General features: G+C 68.0%; 14 protein-coding genes and 1 riboswitch. Of the genes, 1 reads left to right on the top strand and 13 read right to left on the bottom strand.

Going from position 1 to position 15,114, the window contains the following annotated elements:
- Positions 1 to 98 precede the first annotated feature (98 nt).
- From cobF to cbiE, 6 genes are read right to left on the bottom strand one after another with little or no spacing between them, the layout of a single operon-like run.
- The gene (gene cobF / locus AC1MH0_RS02325) at positions 99 to 860 is read right to left on the bottom strand and encodes a precorrin-6A synthase (deacetylating) (RefSeq protein ID WP_480964540.1); all 762 of its coding nucleotides are present in this window, start codon (positions 858 to 860) and stop codon (positions 99 to 101) included.
- Positions 857 to 1,588: a uroporphyrinogen-III C-methyltransferase gene (gene cobA / locus AC1MH0_RS02320; protein ID WP_480964539.1), complete on the bottom strand. Its 732-nt coding sequence runs from the start codon at positions 1,586 to 1,588 to the stop codon at positions 857 to 859. The genes cobF and cobA overlap by 4 nt, the downstream gene beginning before the upstream one ends.
- Complete coding sequence (locus AC1MH0_RS02315) at positions 1,585 to 2,892, bottom strand: cobyrinic acid a,c-diamide synthase CobB (protein ID WP_480964538.1); 1,308 nt, start codon at positions 2,890 to 2,892, stop codon at positions 1,585 to 1,587. The genes cobA and AC1MH0_RS02315 overlap by 4 nt, the downstream gene beginning before the upstream one ends.
- Entirely contained in the window at positions 2,889 to 3,674 is a 786-nt protein-coding gene (gene cobM / locus AC1MH0_RS02310; protein WP_480964537.1) for a precorrin-4 C(11)-methyltransferase, read from the bottom strand. Before cobM ends, AC1MH0_RS02315 begins: the two co-directional genes overlap by 4 nt.
- Entirely contained in the window at positions 3,671 to 4,048 is a 378-nt protein-coding gene (locus AC1MH0_RS02305) for a cobalamin biosynthesis protein (RefSeq protein ID WP_480964536.1), read from the bottom strand. Before AC1MH0_RS02305 ends, cobM begins: the two co-directional genes overlap by 4 nt.
- Complete coding sequence (gene cbiE / locus AC1MH0_RS02300; protein ID WP_480964535.1) at positions 4,030 to 5,229, bottom strand: precorrin-6y C5,15-methyltransferase (decarboxylating) subunit CbiE; 1,200 nt, start codon at positions 5,227 to 5,229, stop codon at positions 4,030 to 4,032. Before cbiE ends, AC1MH0_RS02305 begins: the two co-directional genes overlap by 19 nt.
- Here cbiE and AC1MH0_RS02295 point away from each other — a divergent pair.
- A complete protein-coding gene (locus AC1MH0_RS02295) occupies positions 5,228 to 5,977 on the top strand; it encodes a cobalt-precorrin-6A reductase (protein WP_480964534.1) in 750 nt (249 codons plus the stop codon). The two genes, cbiE and AC1MH0_RS02295, sit on opposite strands and share 2 nt — an antisense overlap.
- Here the strand turns inward: AC1MH0_RS02295 and cobJ are convergent.
- The 7 genes from cobJ to AC1MH0_RS02260 form a co-directional block, all read right to left on the bottom strand.
- Positions 5,953 to 6,702: a precorrin-3B C(17)-methyltransferase gene (cobJ, locus tag AC1MH0_RS02290; RefSeq protein ID WP_480964533.1), complete on the bottom strand. Its 750-nt coding sequence runs from the start codon at positions 6,700 to 6,702 to the stop codon at positions 5,953 to 5,955. The two genes, AC1MH0_RS02295 and cobJ, sit on opposite strands and share 25 nt — an antisense overlap.
- Entirely contained in the window at positions 6,699 to 7,436 is a 738-nt protein-coding gene (gene cobI / locus AC1MH0_RS02285) for a precorrin-2 C(20)-methyltransferase (RefSeq protein WP_480964532.1), read from the bottom strand. The genes cobJ and cobI overlap by 4 nt, the downstream gene beginning before the upstream one ends.
- Positions 7,433 to 8,062, bottom strand: a complete 630-nt coding sequence (locus AC1MH0_RS02280) for a precorrin-8X methylmutase (RefSeq protein WP_480964531.1) — start codon at positions 8,060 to 8,062, stop codon at positions 7,433 to 7,435. Before AC1MH0_RS02280 ends, cobI begins: the two co-directional genes overlap by 4 nt.
- The gene (locus tag AC1MH0_RS02275) at positions 8,063 to 9,208 is read right to left on the bottom strand and encodes a cobalamin biosynthesis protein CobG (RefSeq protein WP_480964530.1); all 1,146 of its coding nucleotides are present in this window, start codon (positions 9,206 to 9,208) and stop codon (positions 8,063 to 8,065) included.
- Positions 9,205 to 12,450 carry a cobaltochelatase subunit CobN gene (gene cobN / locus AC1MH0_RS02270; protein ID WP_480964529.1) on the bottom strand — a complete coding sequence of 1,082 codons (3,246 nt, stop codon included), beginning with the start codon at positions 12,448 to 12,450 and terminating at the stop codon, positions 9,205 to 9,207. Before cobN ends, AC1MH0_RS02275 begins: the two co-directional genes overlap by 4 nt.
- Before the next feature lie 8 nt (positions 12,451 to 12,458).
- Entirely contained in the window at positions 12,459 to 13,508 is a 1,050-nt protein-coding gene (cobW, locus tag AC1MH0_RS02265) for a cobalamin biosynthesis protein CobW (protein WP_480964528.1), read from the bottom strand.
- Positions 13,509 to 13,607: 99 nt separating this feature from the next.
- Positions 13,608 to 13,820, bottom strand: a riboswitch (cobalamin riboswitch).
- 226 nt (positions 13,821 to 14,046) lie between these two features.
- Complete coding sequence (locus tag AC1MH0_RS02260; protein ID WP_480964527.1) at positions 14,047 to 15,096, bottom strand: HoxN/HupN/NixA family nickel/cobalt transporter; 1,050 nt, start codon at positions 15,094 to 15,096, stop codon at positions 14,047 to 14,049.
- Positions 15,097 to 15,114: the final 18 nt, after the last annotated feature.

Raw genomic sequence — 15,114 nt, 5'->3', positions numbered from 1 at the left:
AGCCGGCCTCCAAACCTGTTTCGCTGCGCGGCGCTTACGCCGTGCGATCCGGATATTTCCTGAACGCGGTGGCAATCAAAGGTTCAGGTTAACCTGAGTTATCCGGTCGGCGCCGCGCGCCGTAGGAGATAGATGTCCATGATCCAGCCATGCTGCGCTCGAAGGCTGGCACGGGTTCCGACGATCGCAGCGGTGACGTCGCCCAGAGGTCCGGCAATCAGTTTCTGATGCGCCATTCCCAGATACGCTCCCCACCATATCGAGATGCCGGGCGCGTCGAGCGTCTGGAACGCGCAATCGCCGTCGAGCATGACTGCGATGGTATCGATGCCTTCGGGCCATCCTCCTGCCCTCAACCGTCGCCCTGTCGTGATGAGCACCGGAGCGCCGACGCTGTTTAGCGGTATCGCATGGGCCGCGGTCAGTGCCTGGAGACTAGTGATCCCGGGTTCGACCGTTACGGTAATCGCCAAACCGTCCGCCTGCAGCCGATCGGCGATGCGTAGTGTGCTGTCGTACAGCGAAGGATCGCCCCATACGAGCAGCGCAAGGCTGCCGCCGTTCGGCAGGTGTTGTGCGATCTCGCTTTTCCAGGCAGCGGCGATCGCGTCGTGCCATTGACCGACTGCGCTCAGATATGGCGCGGCTGGGTCCCGTTCGGGCAGGTCGAACTCGACCACGCGGGTGACACCGGTCAGCACGTCTGCGCAGATCGTGCGGCGGAGGTCGATCAGGTCGGACTTCGCATCGCCCTTGCGTGGGAGGAGGATCAGATCGGCGGCGTTCATCGCGGCGATCGCGGCGCGCGTCAGGTGATCGGGATTGCCGGTGCCGATGCCGATCAGGTGGAGGTCGATCACGTCCTGGCCTCTGCGTCCATCAGAGGACCGTAGAGGATCAGTGCGGGTTTGCTGGAAAACCCTGCCTGTAATTGCGCGGCGAGGTCTGCGATCGTCGAACGCGTCAGGGACTGGTCAGGGTGGCCGACATTCTCCGCGATAAGGGCCGGTGTATCCGGGGATAGCCCGTGCTCGATCAGCGATGCGGCTAAAGCCGGAAACGTCCGCTTTGGCATGAACACGACCGTCGTCGCTTCGGCGTCGGCAAGCGCTGCCATGTTGCGCTGTTCAGGGAGGTCTCCGGTCACGTCGTGGCCGGTGACGAACTGGACACGGCGGGCGCTCAGCCTGCGAGAGAGTGGGATCTGTGCAGCGGCCGCGGCGGCGCTGGCGGCACTGATACCGGGAATGATCTCGAACTGGATTCCCGCGTCTCCGAGCGCGACGATCTCCTCCTCGAGGCGACCAAACATGCCCGCGTCGCCAGACTTCAGGCGGACAACCCGGATTCCCGTTTGAGCGTACTCGACCAGCAGTTGCGAGACATGCGCCTGGCTTGGCGAGGGCTGGCCGGCACGCTTGCCGACCGCTACGAGATCGGCACCGGGTCGGGCATGGCTCAAGACCGCGCCGGACGACAGGTCGTCGAACAGCACCGCGTCCGCCGCCTGCAGTCGCGCGACCGCTTTCAGCGTCAGGAGTTCGGGATCTCCCGGCCCGGAGCCGACGAACGAGACGAAACCGGTCATGGATTGGCGGCGATCATGTGGAAGAAACTGCCTGATACGTGGCCGCGATAGGAGCCGGTTTCGGGCACGGCATTGCCTTCGGCATCCGTGACATGCGCGAGGGGAGCATCGGGCTGGTGGAGGATTGTGGAGTAATGGAATTCATGCCCCGTCAGCGAAGCGCCGGCCACGATGCCGCTCATCGGCGCGAGCAAGGTCGCGCGGCGATACCCGAGATGCATCTTCCGCTGAGCATAGCTGGTAACGAGACCGAGCAATCCCGCCATCCGGTTGCGAACACCGTCCGCGTCGATCAGCGCCTCGCCGAGCGCCATGTAGCCGCCGCACTCACCGTGGACCGGGCGGGTCTTTGCAAACTCTTTCAGACTTGCCTGGAACCGGTGCGCCTCGGCGATCTTGCCCGCGTGAAGTTCGGGATAGCCGCCGGGGAGCCAGACGAGATCGGCATCCGCGGCGGGAGGCTCGTCGGCTAGTGGGGAGAAGGGCAGGATTTCAGCCCCTGCTTTGCGCCAGCCCTCGAGCACGTGTGCGTAGGTGAACGAGAAAGCGGCGTCCCGTGCGAGCGCGATGCGCTGCGCCGGCGGACGTATCCACGTTGGCGCGCTCGCCGGTCTGGTGCTGGCAGTCGCAGCGTCGCGGAGCCCGGGAATGTCGACATGCGCGCGAAGGAAGTCGGCATATTCGGCGATCCGGACGTCGAGATCGGGATGCTCGACCGCCTGCACCAGCCCGAGATGGCGTTCGGGCAGCTTCAGGTCGCCGCGCCGTGGCAGTGCCCCGAACACGCGGATCCCGACCGCGTCCATCCCGCTGCGCGCGAGGCGCTCGTGGCGGGGGCTGGCGACGCGGTTGAGGATCACGCCGGCGATCCGGACGCTGGGGTCGTAGCGGCTGAAACCGAGCGCGCTGGCAGCGGCGGACTGCGCTTGTCCCGAGACGTCGATCACTAGCACGACAGGCCAGCCCATCCGGCGCGCGATGTCGGCGCTCGCACCGTGGCCGGCCGTGCCCGGTTTCGCGACGCCGTCGAACAGCCCCATTGAGCCTTCGGCAAGCGCGAAGTCGGCATCGTCGGCTTTCGCCGCAAGCGTATCCAGCATGGCGGCGGGCATCGACCAGCTGTCGAGGTTGAACGATGCCCGGCCGCTCGCGGCGCGGTGGAAAGCCGGATCGATATAGTCGGGGCCGCTCTTGAACGGTTGGACAGCGAGGCCGTCATCGCGGAGCGCGCGGAGGAGGCCGAGCATGACGGTGGTCTTGCCGGTGCCCGATGCGGGCGCGGCGACGAGCAGACCGGGGGTCATGCATCACCTCCTGCAAACTTCGACGCCGCTGATTGCGGGCGAAAGCGACGATCATAGCCTTGCGCGTATAGACTGCTATCGGCGAAGTCTTTGGGCGAGATCGCCTGTCCGACGAGGATCAATGCGGTACGATCGGGCTTGCCCTCGATCGTATCCGCGATCGTTGCGAGCGTGGCGCGTTCGACCTGCTGGTCGGGCCAGCTGGCGCGCCAGACGATCGCCGCCGGGCACTCGGCGCCATAGGCCGGCGTCAGATCGGCGACGACCTGCGCGAGGTTGTGCACCGAGAGATGTATCGCGAGCGTAGCTCCGGTCGCGGCGAACGCGGTCAAGGTCTCGGCGGGCGGCATCGTGCTGGCGCGGCCGGGGGTGCGGGTGAGCACCACCGATTGCGCGAGTTCGGGCAGCGTCAGTTCGACCTCCAGCGCGGCGGCGGCGGCGGCGAAGGCTGGTACGCCGGGCGTGATCGTGAACGTGATGTTGAGCGCGCGGAGACGGCGGAGTTGCTCGCCCATCGCCGACCAGATCGACAGGTCGCCGGAGTGGAGCCGGGCGACGTCCTGGCCGGCGTCGTGCGCGGTCTGGATCTCGGCGATGATCTCGTCGAGCGAGAGCGGCGCGGTGTTGACGATGCGGGCGCCCGGCGGACAATGATCGAGTATCGCCGCAGGAATAAGCGAGCCCGCGTAGAGACATACGGGCGATCCGGCGATCCGGTCGCGCCCGCGGAGTGTAAGCAGGTCGGGCGCGCCTGGGCCTGCGCCGATGAAGTGGACGGTCATGCGAATCCTTCTGCGATGGCGCACGTCGCCATGCGGTCGTGGGAAATGTGGCGCGGTGTCAGCAACCGCGCGCCGGGTCCTGCAGCAGCGAGTGCGCAAGCTTCGGCGACGCTGCCAGTTTGGCGTATCTTCAGGCTAAAAGCCGACTTCGTGGCCGTTTGTGCAGCGCGTAGCGCATCTGGGTCGATAGCGACCAGGAGCAGATCCATTGCCTCGGCGAGCCGTTCGACCAGCGGAGCCTTGTCGCGGGGGGTGGCAAGCCGCGTAACTTGCGGTTGGCCGTATAGCGCGCTGGCAAGCGCATCTTGCAGCGATGCCAGCGTGGCATCCGCGCGGAACCCGAAGCCAGCGACGATCACAGCGTGATGCTCCATTGGACGACCGGGTAGCTCGCGCGCCAGCCGCGTCGCGTGCCGAGCGGGGTGACTTCCGACAGTTCGACGCGCAGCAGGGTGCCGCCCTTCAGACCGTGCCAGCGCGACAACAACGCCTCGGATTCGAGCGTCACTGCGTTGGCGACCAGGCGTGCGCCAGCTGGCAGCCTCGCCCACAATGTTTCGAGCAAGGCTTCGGAGAGCCCACCGCCGACGAAGACCGCGTCTGGAGCGGCGTAACCTTCGAGTGCCTCCGGTGCACGGCCCCGGACCACACGAAGTCGATCGACGCCCAGGGCTGCGGCGTTGCTCTCGGCTCGGCCAGCGCGGACGGGGTCGGCTTCGAATGCGGTGGCATGCGTCGATGGATCAGCGAGCAACCACTCGATGCCGATCGAGCCAGAGCCCGCGCCGATGTCCCACAGCGTCTCGCCGGGCCTTGGGGCGAGCGCGGACAATGTCAGCGCGCGAACCGGGCGTTTGGTAAGCTGGCCGTCATGATCGAACCATGTGTCCGGCAGGCCGGATGTGCGAGGCACAACCTTGCCCTGCCCAGCGAAGACGATCCCAACCGCGACGGGATGCACGATGTCGTCATCATCGAGGTCGGCTGCTGCGATGTCGCAAACACGCTCGCGGGGGCCGCCGAGCGCTTCGAGGATGTGCAGGCGCGATTGCCCAAAGTCGAGGTCGGAGAGATACCGTGCCAATCCGGCAACCGCCGCGCCGTCGCGGACCAGCACGATCGCGCGTCGACCCGGTACGATATGCGGACGGATGCGGCTAAAAGGTGCGGCGTGGAGACCCAGGCAACTGGTCTCTTCGATAGGCCAGCCAAGGCGCGACGCGGCGAGACCAAATGTCGAGGGCGCGGGGCGCGCTACCCAGTCGCCGGGATCGAGGTGGCGGGTGATCGACGTACCCGCGCCGAACCAGAACGGATCGCCGGACACGAGCATCGCGACGCGCTTTCCGCGGTGCGCGAGCAGGTGCGGTATCCCGTCGCCGAACGGGACTGGCCAGGGTTCGACCGCGCACTTAAGGTCCGGAAGCAACGCGAGGTGGCGGGTGGCGCCAGTCACGAGTTCGGCTTGCGCCAATGCGGCCTTCGCCGACGCGGACAGGCCGTCCACGCCGTCTTCGCCTATACCGATGATCGTCAGCCAGGGAGTATCAGCCATGTCGAACATCCTGGTACTGGGCGGCACGACCGAGGCTAGCGCGCTTGCCGCGGCGCTGGCTGCGCGGGGCAACGATGCGGTGCTGAGCTATGCCGGACGCGTCGTCGAACCGAAAGCGCAACCGATCGCGGTGCGCATCGGCGGTTTCGGCGGCGTCGACGGGCTGGTCGCGTATCTGCGCGAGCAGGGCGTCACGCATATGGTCGATGCGACGCACCCGTTCGCGGCCCGGATGAGCGCGAACGCAGTCGTCGCGGCGGAGCGCGCCGGTGTCGCGCATATTGCACTGACGCGGCCGGCTTGGTTGCCGGTTGCTGGCGATCGATGGACGCGCGTGGCCGATATCGATGCTGCGGTTGCGGCGCTGGACGGGCCGCCGCGGCGCGTGATGCTGGCGCTGGGGCGGATGCATGTCGACGCGTTCGCCGAGCAGCCGCAGCACCACTTTCTGCTGCGGTTCGTCGATATGCCCGACCAGCCGCCGGGGTTGCCGCGTCATCATCTCGTGGTCGACCGTGGGCCGTTCGATGTCGAGGGCGATCGGCGGTTGATGGAGGCGCACGGCATCGAAGTCGTGGTCTGCAAGAATGCCGGTGGCACGGGGGCGTCGGCCAAACTGCATGCGGCGCGCGCGCTTGGCCTCTCGGTGATCATGATCGATCGGCCTGCCCTGCCCGCTCGACGCGAGGTGCACGCGGTGGCGGATGTGATGCGCTGGCTCGATCATGGCGCCGACCGGGGAGTGTAGAGGATCGGTCCCGCCGGGCGATCGATAACGCGCGTAAGGCTGGAGCCGATGATGATCATCGTCCGCATGTCCGCCATGTCCGCGCGGGCTTCGGTCAGCGGCACGATGCGGAGCGTTTCCTCGGGTGTGGAGACCGCGCGAGCGAACAGGACGGGGCGGTCGTCGGCGCAGGTTTCGCGGAGGATTTCGAAGATCCGGATCAGGCCCCCCGCGCGCGCCTTCGATCGCGGATTGTAGAAAGCTATCGCGAAGTCGGCTTCGGCGGCGAGGCGCACGCGGCGTTCGATCACGCCCCACGGCTTCAGATTGTCCGACAGGTTGATCGCGCAGAAATCATGGCCGAGCGGTGCGCCGGCACGTGCACTGGCGGCGAGCATCGCGGTGATGCCGGGGAGGACGCGGATATCGATGTCGCGCCATTCTGGCGGACCGGCTTCGAGGGCTTCGAACACTGCGGCTGCCATCGCGAAGACGCCAGGATCGCCAGAGGATACCGCGACCACGCGGTGGCCTTGGGCCGCGAGTTGGAGCGCGTGCGTGGCGCGATCGAGTTCGACGCGGTTGTCTGTTGGATGGAGCGTGAGGCCCTCGCGGGGGGCGATGCGCGCGACATAGGGGATGTAGCCGATGACATCGGTCGCTTCGGCGAGCGCCGCGGTGACTTCGGGGGTCACGAGCGCTTCGCCGCCGGGGCCGAGGCCGGCGATGGCGAGCCAGCCGGTCACGGCCGCCGCCCCTGCCCGTGGATCAGCAGGATCGAGAAATAGGGCGTTATCGCCTCCGCATCGCACAGCCTGGTCACGCGCTGATCGGCCATGGCTGCGTATTCGACTAGCCACGCTTCGGCCTCGCGCCCCGCAGCGGCGACGGCGCGGCGGAGCTTGGCGAGGTGGCGGCCGATCTTCATTACCACGAGCGCGTCGGTGTCGCGAATGCGGCGGACGAGATCGTCTTCGGGCAGCGTGCCCATCAGGACCGTCAGGACGTCGTCGCCCCAGGTGATCGGCGCACCGCTGGCCGTCCATGCGCCGGACATGCCCGTGATGCCGGGAACGACCTTCACCGGCGCGATCGTCTGGAGGCGTGTGTAGAGGTGCATGAACGAACCGTAGAAGAACGGATCGCCTTCGCAGAGGACGACGACGTCTTCGCCCGCGTTTGCGAGCGTTGCGAGGCGGTCGATGCAGGTGGCGTAGAAGGCGGACAGGCAGTCGTTGTAGCGCGGGTCCGAGACCGGGATTTCGGTGGTGACCGGGTATTCCATTGGGAATTCGATCACGTCGTCGCGGAGCATGCCCTCGACGATCTTTCGCGCCTGGCCGGGGCGACCGGCCTTGCGGAAATACGCGATGTAGCGCGCGCCGCGGACGAGGCGGTCCGAACGGACGCTCATCAGGTCCTGCGCGCCGGGGCCCAAGCCGACGCCGTGGATCGTGCCCCCAGTTCGCAACGGTGTCATTCGGTGCCGCTCGCGAGTGCGTTGATCGCGGCGACGGTGATCGCGCTGCCGCCCATCCGGCCTTCGACGACCACGCAAGGCACGGGCTGGTCGACCCACAGCGCCGCCTTGGATTCGACCGCGCCGACGAAGCCGACCGGGCAGCCGATGATCGCCGCGGGACGCGGGCAATCGGGGTCTTCGAGCATGTTGAGCAGGTGGAACAACGCGGTCGGCGCATTGCCGATCGCGACGACGGCGCCGGCGAGATGCGGTCGCCAAAGTTCGAGCGCGGCGGCGGATCTGGTGTTGCCCATCGTCCGCGCGAGCTCGGGCGTTTCGGGGGCGTGGAGCGTGCAGACGATGCGGTTGTCGGCGGGCAATCTGGCCTTCGTGATGCCTTCGGTGACCATGCGGGCGTCGCACAGGATCGGGGCGCCGGCTTGAAGCGCGCGACGCGCCTCGATGGCGAACGTCGGCGTGAAACGGATGTGCTGGGCTAGGCCGACGAGCCCGGCGGCATGGATCATGCGGACCGCGACGGGCTCCTCCTCGGGCGAGAAGCGGGCGAGATCGGCTTCGGCGCGGATCATCGCGAAGGACTGGCGGTAGATCGCCGCGCCATCGGTTTCATAGGCGTACGGCATTCAGGCGGCTCCGAACTGGGCGAGGATCTGCGCGACGTCGAGGCCTGCGCGGGAAGGTGGTGCGCCGGCACGCGCGTCGAACACGAGGTCGTAGCGGCCTTCGCGACCGGTGAGCGTGACGTCGGCGGGGGCGGCGCGGGCGCATCCCTTGGCGCAGCCGGAGACGTGGAGGCTGCCGGTAATGTGCGGCGCCAGGCGTAGGGCGAGCGCTCGCGTCTCAACGGTGCCCTGCGGACAGGCTGGTGCGCCGACGCAGGCGTCCGCGCGCAGGATCGGCGAGGTCGGGTCGGTGATGAAATGGGCTGGGTCGGGTTCAATCATGAGCGCCGCGTCGGCTTCGCAGATTGCGATATGCCAAGGGGTAGTGCGGATCGCTTGAATTGCTTGCTCGGTGTCGACGTAGCGTGCCAGCGCGCTTGCTGCGATCCGACCGAATGGGAGGCCTAGCGCGCGTCCTAGGGCATGCTGTCCGACGCCAAGTGGTGGCGCGCTTGCGGCAGGAGGGGTTGTCGCGGCTGCCCAGTCCGGGAGAGGCGCGCCGTGGCGTACCATGCGGCCACTGGCGGTGCCGCCGCTGTCGACGAACCAGTACGCGAGTGCGATCAACCGGTCGGCTTCGGTGCCGGGCGATACCGGCGTGGCAAGGGTCCGGCCGTCGGCGCGGAGGATAAGCGTTCCAGATGCAGCGCGCTCGATGCGGAAGTCGGCGGGGGCGTCTTGCAGCACCGGTGCGGCGCCCGCGTCGATCGCGAAGCCGACCTTGCCGGGAAGTTCGGGCAAGTCCGCCAGACGCGCGCGCAAGTGTTCGGCGATGCGGTGGGTGTCGTCGCCCGTCCACCATTCCGGTGCGACGAGGATGTTCGCGCGCGCTTCCCGGATCGGATCGGGATCGATGAGGCCGAGATCGAGCAGCGTGTCGATCAACGGACGCCAGCTATCCTCGCGGACGCCGCGGATCTGGAGGTTCGCGCGGCTGGTGAAGTCGATCAGGCCGTTGCCGTGCGCCGCCGCCGCGTCGCACAGGCTGAGTGTTTGCTCGCGCGTCACGCGACCGAGCGGTGGGCGGACGCGGACCAACAGGCCGTCGCCGGCCATCATCGGGCGCCATGCGTCTGGGCACCACCCTTTCACGACAAATGCGCTCATGTCGGCAGGTCCAGCGCGGCGAGGATCGAGTTGCGGCGGGTCGGCCATAGGTCGGCGGCGTGGAGTGCGGCAAAACGCGCCTGCATCGCCGCGAGTGCGCCGGGGTTGGCCTCGGCGAGGAAGGCGTGGACGTCGTCGCGGCCCAGCGTCGCGTCGTAATAGAGGTCGATCAGTTCGGGACGGACTGCGCTGGCGAGATGCGCGAAGGCGCCGAGATGGTCGAGCGTCGCGGCGATCTCCGCACCGCCGCGGAAGCCGTGGCGCATCATGGCGTCGACCCAGGCCGGATGTGCCGCGCGGGCGTGGACGACGCGGGCGATCTCCTCGTTGAGCGGGCGAGCCCTGGCCTGGTTCGGATCGCGTGCGTCGAGATGGTAGAGCGTGGCGCTGCCCCCCGCGACCGATTGCGCGGCGGCGAAGCCGGCTTCGTGTGCGGCGTAATCCGCGGCGAGGAGAAGGTCGGTTTCGGGCAGGTCCTGGACGTGGACGAAGGCATCGGCGGCGGCGACCCGGTCACGGATGCCGGCGGGGTCGAAACTGTCCTGGCCCCCTTCCCCATCGGCGTCGAGGGCGTGGCTGGAGGCGGACAGCCACGCTTGGCCGGCCGTCAGGCGCGCTTCCGGCGTGTAGGTCTCGGCCGCGTCGCCCATGCTGAGGCCGTAGCGGCCGGGTTCGGGACCGTACACGCGGGCGGTGACTGGCTTGCCGACGAAGGGGTTCCAGTCGGCCGGCTCGTCGCGCGCGCCTAGGGCTCGAACGGCTTGGCCGAATATCGTGCAGAGCGTCGGGAAGGCGTCGCGGAACAGGCCGGATACGCGCAGGGTGACGTCGATGCGGGGGCGGTCGAAGTTCGCCAGCGGGAGGATCTCGACGCCCGTCACGCGGTCGGACTGCATGTCCCACACCGGTTCCGCGCCGAGGAGGTGGAGTGCCATCGCGAACTCCTCGCCGGCCGTGCGCATCGTCGCGGAGGCCCAGAGGTCGACGACGAGGTTGCGCGGGTAATCGCCGTGGTCCTGTAGGTGGCGGCGGGTGAGTTCATTGGCGAGTTTGACGCCTTGAGTGTGGGCGGCGCGTGACGGGACCGAGCGGGGGTCGGTGGTGTAGAGGTTGCGGCCGGTCGGGAGGACGTCGGCGCGGCCTCGCCATGGGGAACCGGAGGGGCCCGATGCGACGCGTTTGCCTTGGAGCGCCGACAGGAGACCGAGGCGTTCTGCTGCGCCGTGTTCGCCGCAGCCGTAGATGTGGAGGCCGTCGCCATACTGGCTCTCCTTCACGTCGCAGACGAACGTGTCGATCCGCGTGATCGCGTCGGCTTGGGACTGTGCGTCGTCGAGGCCCAGCGTGGCGGCGAGGCCGGTGGCGGTGGCTTCGTCGCGGATGTCGCGTTGCAGGCGGTCGCGGCGGGCGGGGTCGAGGCCGTCGGCGTTGGAGAATTCATCGAGCAGCGCTTCGAGGCGACCGAGACCGGCGCCGGTGCGCGTGCGTTCGAGCGGGGGCGGGACATGGCCGAGCGTGACCGCGCCGATGCGGCGTTTGGCTTGGGCCGCTTCGCCGGGGTCGTTGACGATGAACGGGTAGATGACGGGCATCGCGCCGGTGAGCGCTTCGGGCCAGCAGGCATCGGACAGCGCGACCGACTTGCCGGGGAGCCATTCGAGCGTGCCATGCGCCCCGACATGGACCAGCGCATCGGTGCCGCGCGTGCGGAGCCAGAGGTAGAAGGCGACATAGGCGTGGCAGGGGCAGCGCGAGAGGTCGTGATACTCCTCCGCGCGTTGCTTGGTGCGGCCGCGTTCGGGTTGGAGCGCTACGAGTGCCCCGCCTTGGTCGATCGCGGTGAAGGCGAAGTCCTCGTTTGGTTCGCCCCAGGTTTTCTGAAGGTCTTTCCGCAGGGTTTCGGGGAGGTGCGCGAGGGCTTTGCGGTACTCGGCTAGCGGCCAGGCAATGCGCGACGCAGCCAGATCAGTTGGGTCGGGGGTGATCGCGTAGCCGGCTTCGGCGAGGTCGGCGAGGATCGCCTGCGTGGAGGCGAGCGCGTCGAGACCGACGGCGTGCGCCATCTGGTATGCCTTGCCCGGATAGGTCGAGAGGATGATCGCGATGCGGTGGTCGGCGACGGGCTTGCTGGCCAGGCTGGTCCAGACTTCGATGCGCGCGGCGATGGCGGTGATGCGGGCGGGGTCGGCGCGGTGTTCGCGGCGGGTGTATTCGAGATCGCCGTCTCGGACCGCCGCTTCCTTGAAGCTGGCGACGCCGGCGAAGAGGCGGCCGTCCACTTCGGGGAGGACGACGTGCATCGCGAGGTCGGCGGGGGAGAGGCCGCGGGACGCGCCAAACCAAGCGGCGCGGTCGGAGGTGGCTAGCGCAATCTGGAAGACGGGGACGTTCGCGTCGTCCAGCGGTGTCTTGTCGTTGGCGCCGCGCGCGGAGAAGGCGGTGGCGTTGACGATCGCTGCGGGTTTGAGGGCTTCGACCCAGCGTGTCATCCAGCCTGCCGCATCCGGGGCTTTGAGCGAAGGCGCGAAGAGGCCGATGACGTCGAAGCCTCGCGCAGTCAGTTCGGCATGGAGCGCTTCGATCGGGTGGAGGTCCGCGGCGGTCAGGTACGAGCGGTAGAAGACTATCAGTATGCGGGGGCGTGTCGCGTTCAGGGCGAACGCGGCCGGGCACGTCACGCCGTCGTGGGGTTGCCAGCCACCTACGTCGGCGATCGCGCGGACGCCGGTGACGGGGCCGGCGTAAATGCCCGCCGCGAGCGCGAACTGGGCCAGTGCCGCTTGCGCCGCGACCGCGCCGCCAGTGTCACAGAGATGGGCCAGGCGGCGGAGCGTCGAGAGTGGAATGGTCGAGGCTGCGTCGAGGCGCGTGTCGATGCGACCGTCTGCGGCGAGGACGGCGAGCGCGATGCCCTTCTCCCGCGCGAGGTTTTCGACCTGTTGCAGGCCATAGCTCCAGTACGAGCGCCCGCCTATCAGCCGGATCAGGATGCCCTTTGCGCCCGCCAGCGTCTGCTCGACATAGGTGTCGACCGAGAGTGGGTGCTGGAGTGCGGTCAGGTTGGCGAGGCGGAGCGAGGGCAAGCGGCTTCCGGCGGCGTCCGCACGTTTCCAACCCGCGGCGAACGCGCCGAGGTCACCGTCGGAGAAGGAGAGGACGACGAGGTCCGCGGGGGATTGGGCGAGGTCCTGCGGGACCGCGCTTTCCTCCAGCCCGTGGGTCTCGCGGAAGACGACGTGCATCGTGGGCCTCAGCCGTCCAGCGCGGCCTTGATGCGGGCCTCGTCGATCCGGTCGTGCTCGGCGATCACCACCAGTCGCGTGCGGCGCGGTTCGCCTGCGCGCCACGGGCGGTCGTATTGCGTGCGGACGCGGGCGCCGACCGCCTGGACGAGCAGGCGCATTGGCTTGCCGGCGACTGCGGCGTATCCCTTCACGCGGAGGATGTCGGCGCTGCGAGCGAGCGCTTCGATCTTCGCGGTCAGGTCGGCGGGGTCGGCGATCTCGGCGAGTTCGACGACGACGCTGTCGAAATCGTCGTGCTCGTGATCGTCTTCGCCGTCGTGATGCGAGGGGCGGCTGGCGATGTCGTCCTCGGCGGCGGCGTTGAGGCCGAGGATCACGCGAGGATCGATGATGCCGTCGGTCAGGTCGATCACCGGGAGCGGCCGTGCGGACTCCGCGGCGATGACGGCGCGTGCCTTGGCGACGCCCTCGGGGCCGGCGAGATCGACCTTGGTCAGGAGCACCAGATCGGCGCAGGCGAGCTGGTCCTCGAATACCTCAGACAAGGGCGTCTCGTGATCGACGCTCGGGTCGGCGGCGCGCTGGGCGTCGAGCGCGGCCACGTCGGGGGCGAAGCGGCCCGCGGCGACGGCTTCCGCATCGGCGAGCGCGATGACGCCATCGACGGTGATGCGCGAACGGATCGCGGGCCAGTCGAACGCCTTCAGCAGCGGCTTGGGCAATGCGAGCCCGGACGTCTCGATCAGGATGTGATCGGGGCGCGGATCGAGCGCGAGCAGCGTCTCGACGGTCGGGATGAAGTCGTCTGCCACGGTGCAGCAGATGCAGCCGTTCGCCAGCTCGATCACGTTTTCCGCCGGGCAATCGGGGATCGCACAGCCCTTGAGGATATCGCCATCGATGCCGAGCGTGCCGAACTCGTTGACGACGACGGCGAGACGGCGGCCGTTCGCGTTGCGGATCAGGTGGCTGATGAGCGTGGTCTTGCCGGCTCCGAGAAAGCCGGTGACGATCGTGACGGGGACCTTTGCCAAATTGGGCGAACGATCGGACATTATATTCTCCTGCGAGCACACGCACGCACGACCATAGGGCCGCACGCGTTCGTCGCTCAGACGGAGTACCGTGCCGCGACCATCCCCTGGATCGTAGCAAGAGCGACCGTTGCGCTGGCAGGTCTCCTGGCTCGCGGGTCGAGGCTCGACGTACGCCTTCCCAGGATTTCACCCAGTGGCTGCCCTTCTCGTGAAGGGCGTGTGCGTCTCGCTCACCGCTTACAGTTGCAGGGACAGCCGCGGCATTGGGAGGAACTCCCGCACCGCATTCCCATTCAAGCCCCGAAGGGCACCGGCGCGATCTGTGAGGTTCGGTGAAACCGAGCCTTGGGGGTGGGTTAGAGGATTTCCGAGGGCGTGCCAATTCGCATATCGCTAGTTTCGAATCCTCCCCCGCCAGGGGGAGGTGGCTGGCGCTTGCCAGACGGAGGGGGAGGACAAGAGCAAACGTGATCGCCGCCCTCCCCCTCCGTCGCTTCGCGCCACCTCCCCCTGGCGGGGGAGGATCGAGCGCGCGTCCAACTCGGTGATGGCGGCGCTATCCGTGCACGACTTCGATCTCGTCGAAGCGTTTCCAGCGGTAGATCGCGAAGCTCAGCACCCAGCAGAGTACGAACAGGCCGATGATCGCGAAGCCGAGGCCGTTGAAGTTCTCGCCGAGCGCCGTGGCGACGTCCCATATCCCGCCGGTGAAGCCGAGCTTCGATCCAAGCAGCGCCAGCGTTTCGATCCCGCCGATCGCGATCGCGACGATGGCGGAGATCAAGGTGATCGTGATGTTGTAGTAGAGCTTGCGGATCGGCTTCACGAACGCCCATTCATAGGCGCCGAGCATGACGACGCCGTCGGCGGTATCGACCAGCGCCATGCCGGTCGCGAACAGTACGGGGAGGACGAGGACGACACCGATCGAGAGACCGTCGGCGGCTTGGCTTGCCGAGAGGCCAAGGATCGCGACCTCCGTTGCCGTGTCGAAACCGAGTCCGAACAGGAAGCCGAGCGGCGCCATGTGCCAGCTCCGCGTGACCAGCCTGAACATCGGGCGGAACAGCCGGGCGAGCAAACCGCGGTTGCCGAGGAGGAGGTCGAGGTCCTCCTCAACATAGGTGCCGCCGCCGCGGACATGGCCGAAGGTGCGCCAGACCGACCGGAGTATGATGAGGTTCATCGCCGCGATCGTGAACAGGAACACCGCGGAGATCACGGTGGCGACCACCCCGCCGACTTGCTTGAACGCCTCGAACTGCGACAGCGCGTTCGCGGTCAGTGCGATCGCGACGGCGGCGATGAGCACGATCCCCGAATGGCCGATCGCGAACCAGAAGCCGACCGCAACCGGGCGCTGTCCGTCCTGCATCAGCTTGCGCGTCACGTTGTCGATCGCGGCGATGTGGTCGGCGTCGACCGCGTGACGCAGACCGAGCCCCCAGGCCAGCAAGGCTGTGCCCAGCATTAGCGGTTGGGCGTGGAACAGCGAGAACGCCCAGCACCATGCGGCGATGTTGGCCGCGACCAAGCCTGCGAACATCCAGCCGATGCGCTTTCGGGTCGAAACCCGCGTCGGTCTTTCAAGTGTCAAAGTCGTCATGCACAAACCCCGAGCGTC

It is taken from the genome of Sphingomonas sp. AP28 (assembly GCF_056680455.1).
This window is presented reverse-complemented; position numbering and strand designations above follow the sequence as displayed.

What these genes read in the sequence shown, in the direction of transcription:
- AC1MH0_RS02315 (WP_480964538.1), bottom strand. Translation starts at nt 2,892, where the DNA reads ATGACCCCCGGTCTGCTCGTCGCCGCGCCCGCATCGGGCACCGGCAAG.
- AC1MH0_RS02280 (WP_480964531.1), bottom strand. Translation starts at nt 8,062, where the DNA reads ATGCCGTACGCCTATGAAACCGATGGCGCGGCGATCTACCGCCAGTCC.
- AC1MH0_RS02260 (WP_480964527.1), bottom strand. Translation starts at nt 15,096, where the DNA reads ATGACGACTTTGACACTTGAAAGACCGACGCGGGTTTCGACCCGAAAG.
- cobM (WP_480964537.1), bottom strand. Translation starts at nt 3,674, where the DNA reads ATGACCGTCCACTTCATCGGCGCAGGCCCAGGCGCGCCCGACCTGCTT.
- AC1MH0_RS02305 (WP_480964536.1), bottom strand. Translation starts at nt 4,048, where the DNA reads ATGGAGCATCACGCTGTGATCGTCGCTGGCTTCGGGTTCCGCGCGGAT.
- cobI (WP_480964532.1), bottom strand. Translation starts at nt 7,436, where the DNA reads ATGACACCGTTGCGAACTGGGGGCACGATCCACGGCGTCGGCTTGGGC.
- cobN (WP_480964529.1), bottom strand. Translation starts at nt 12,450, where the DNA reads ATGCACGTCGTCTTCCGCGAGACCCACGGGCTGGAGGAAAGCGCGGTC.
- cobW (WP_480964528.1), bottom strand. Translation starts at nt 13,508, where the DNA reads ATGTCCGATCGTTCGCCCAATTTGGCAAAGGTCCCCGTCACGATCGTC.
- cbiE (WP_480964535.1), bottom strand. Translation starts at nt 5,229, where the DNA reads ATGGCTGATACTCCCTGGCTGACGATCATCGGTATAGGCGAAGACGGC.
- cobA (WP_480964539.1), bottom strand. Translation starts at nt 1,588, where the DNA reads ATGACCGGTTTCGTCTCGTTCGTCGGCTCCGGGCCGGGAGATCCCGAA.
- AC1MH0_RS02295 (WP_480964534.1), top strand. Translation starts at nt 5,228, where the DNA reads ATGTCGAACATCCTGGTACTGGGCGGCACGACCGAGGCTAGCGCGCTT.
- AC1MH0_RS02275 (WP_480964530.1), bottom strand. Translation starts at nt 9,208, where the DNA reads ATGAGCGCATTTGTCGTGAAAGGGTGGTGCCCAGACGCATGGCGCCCG.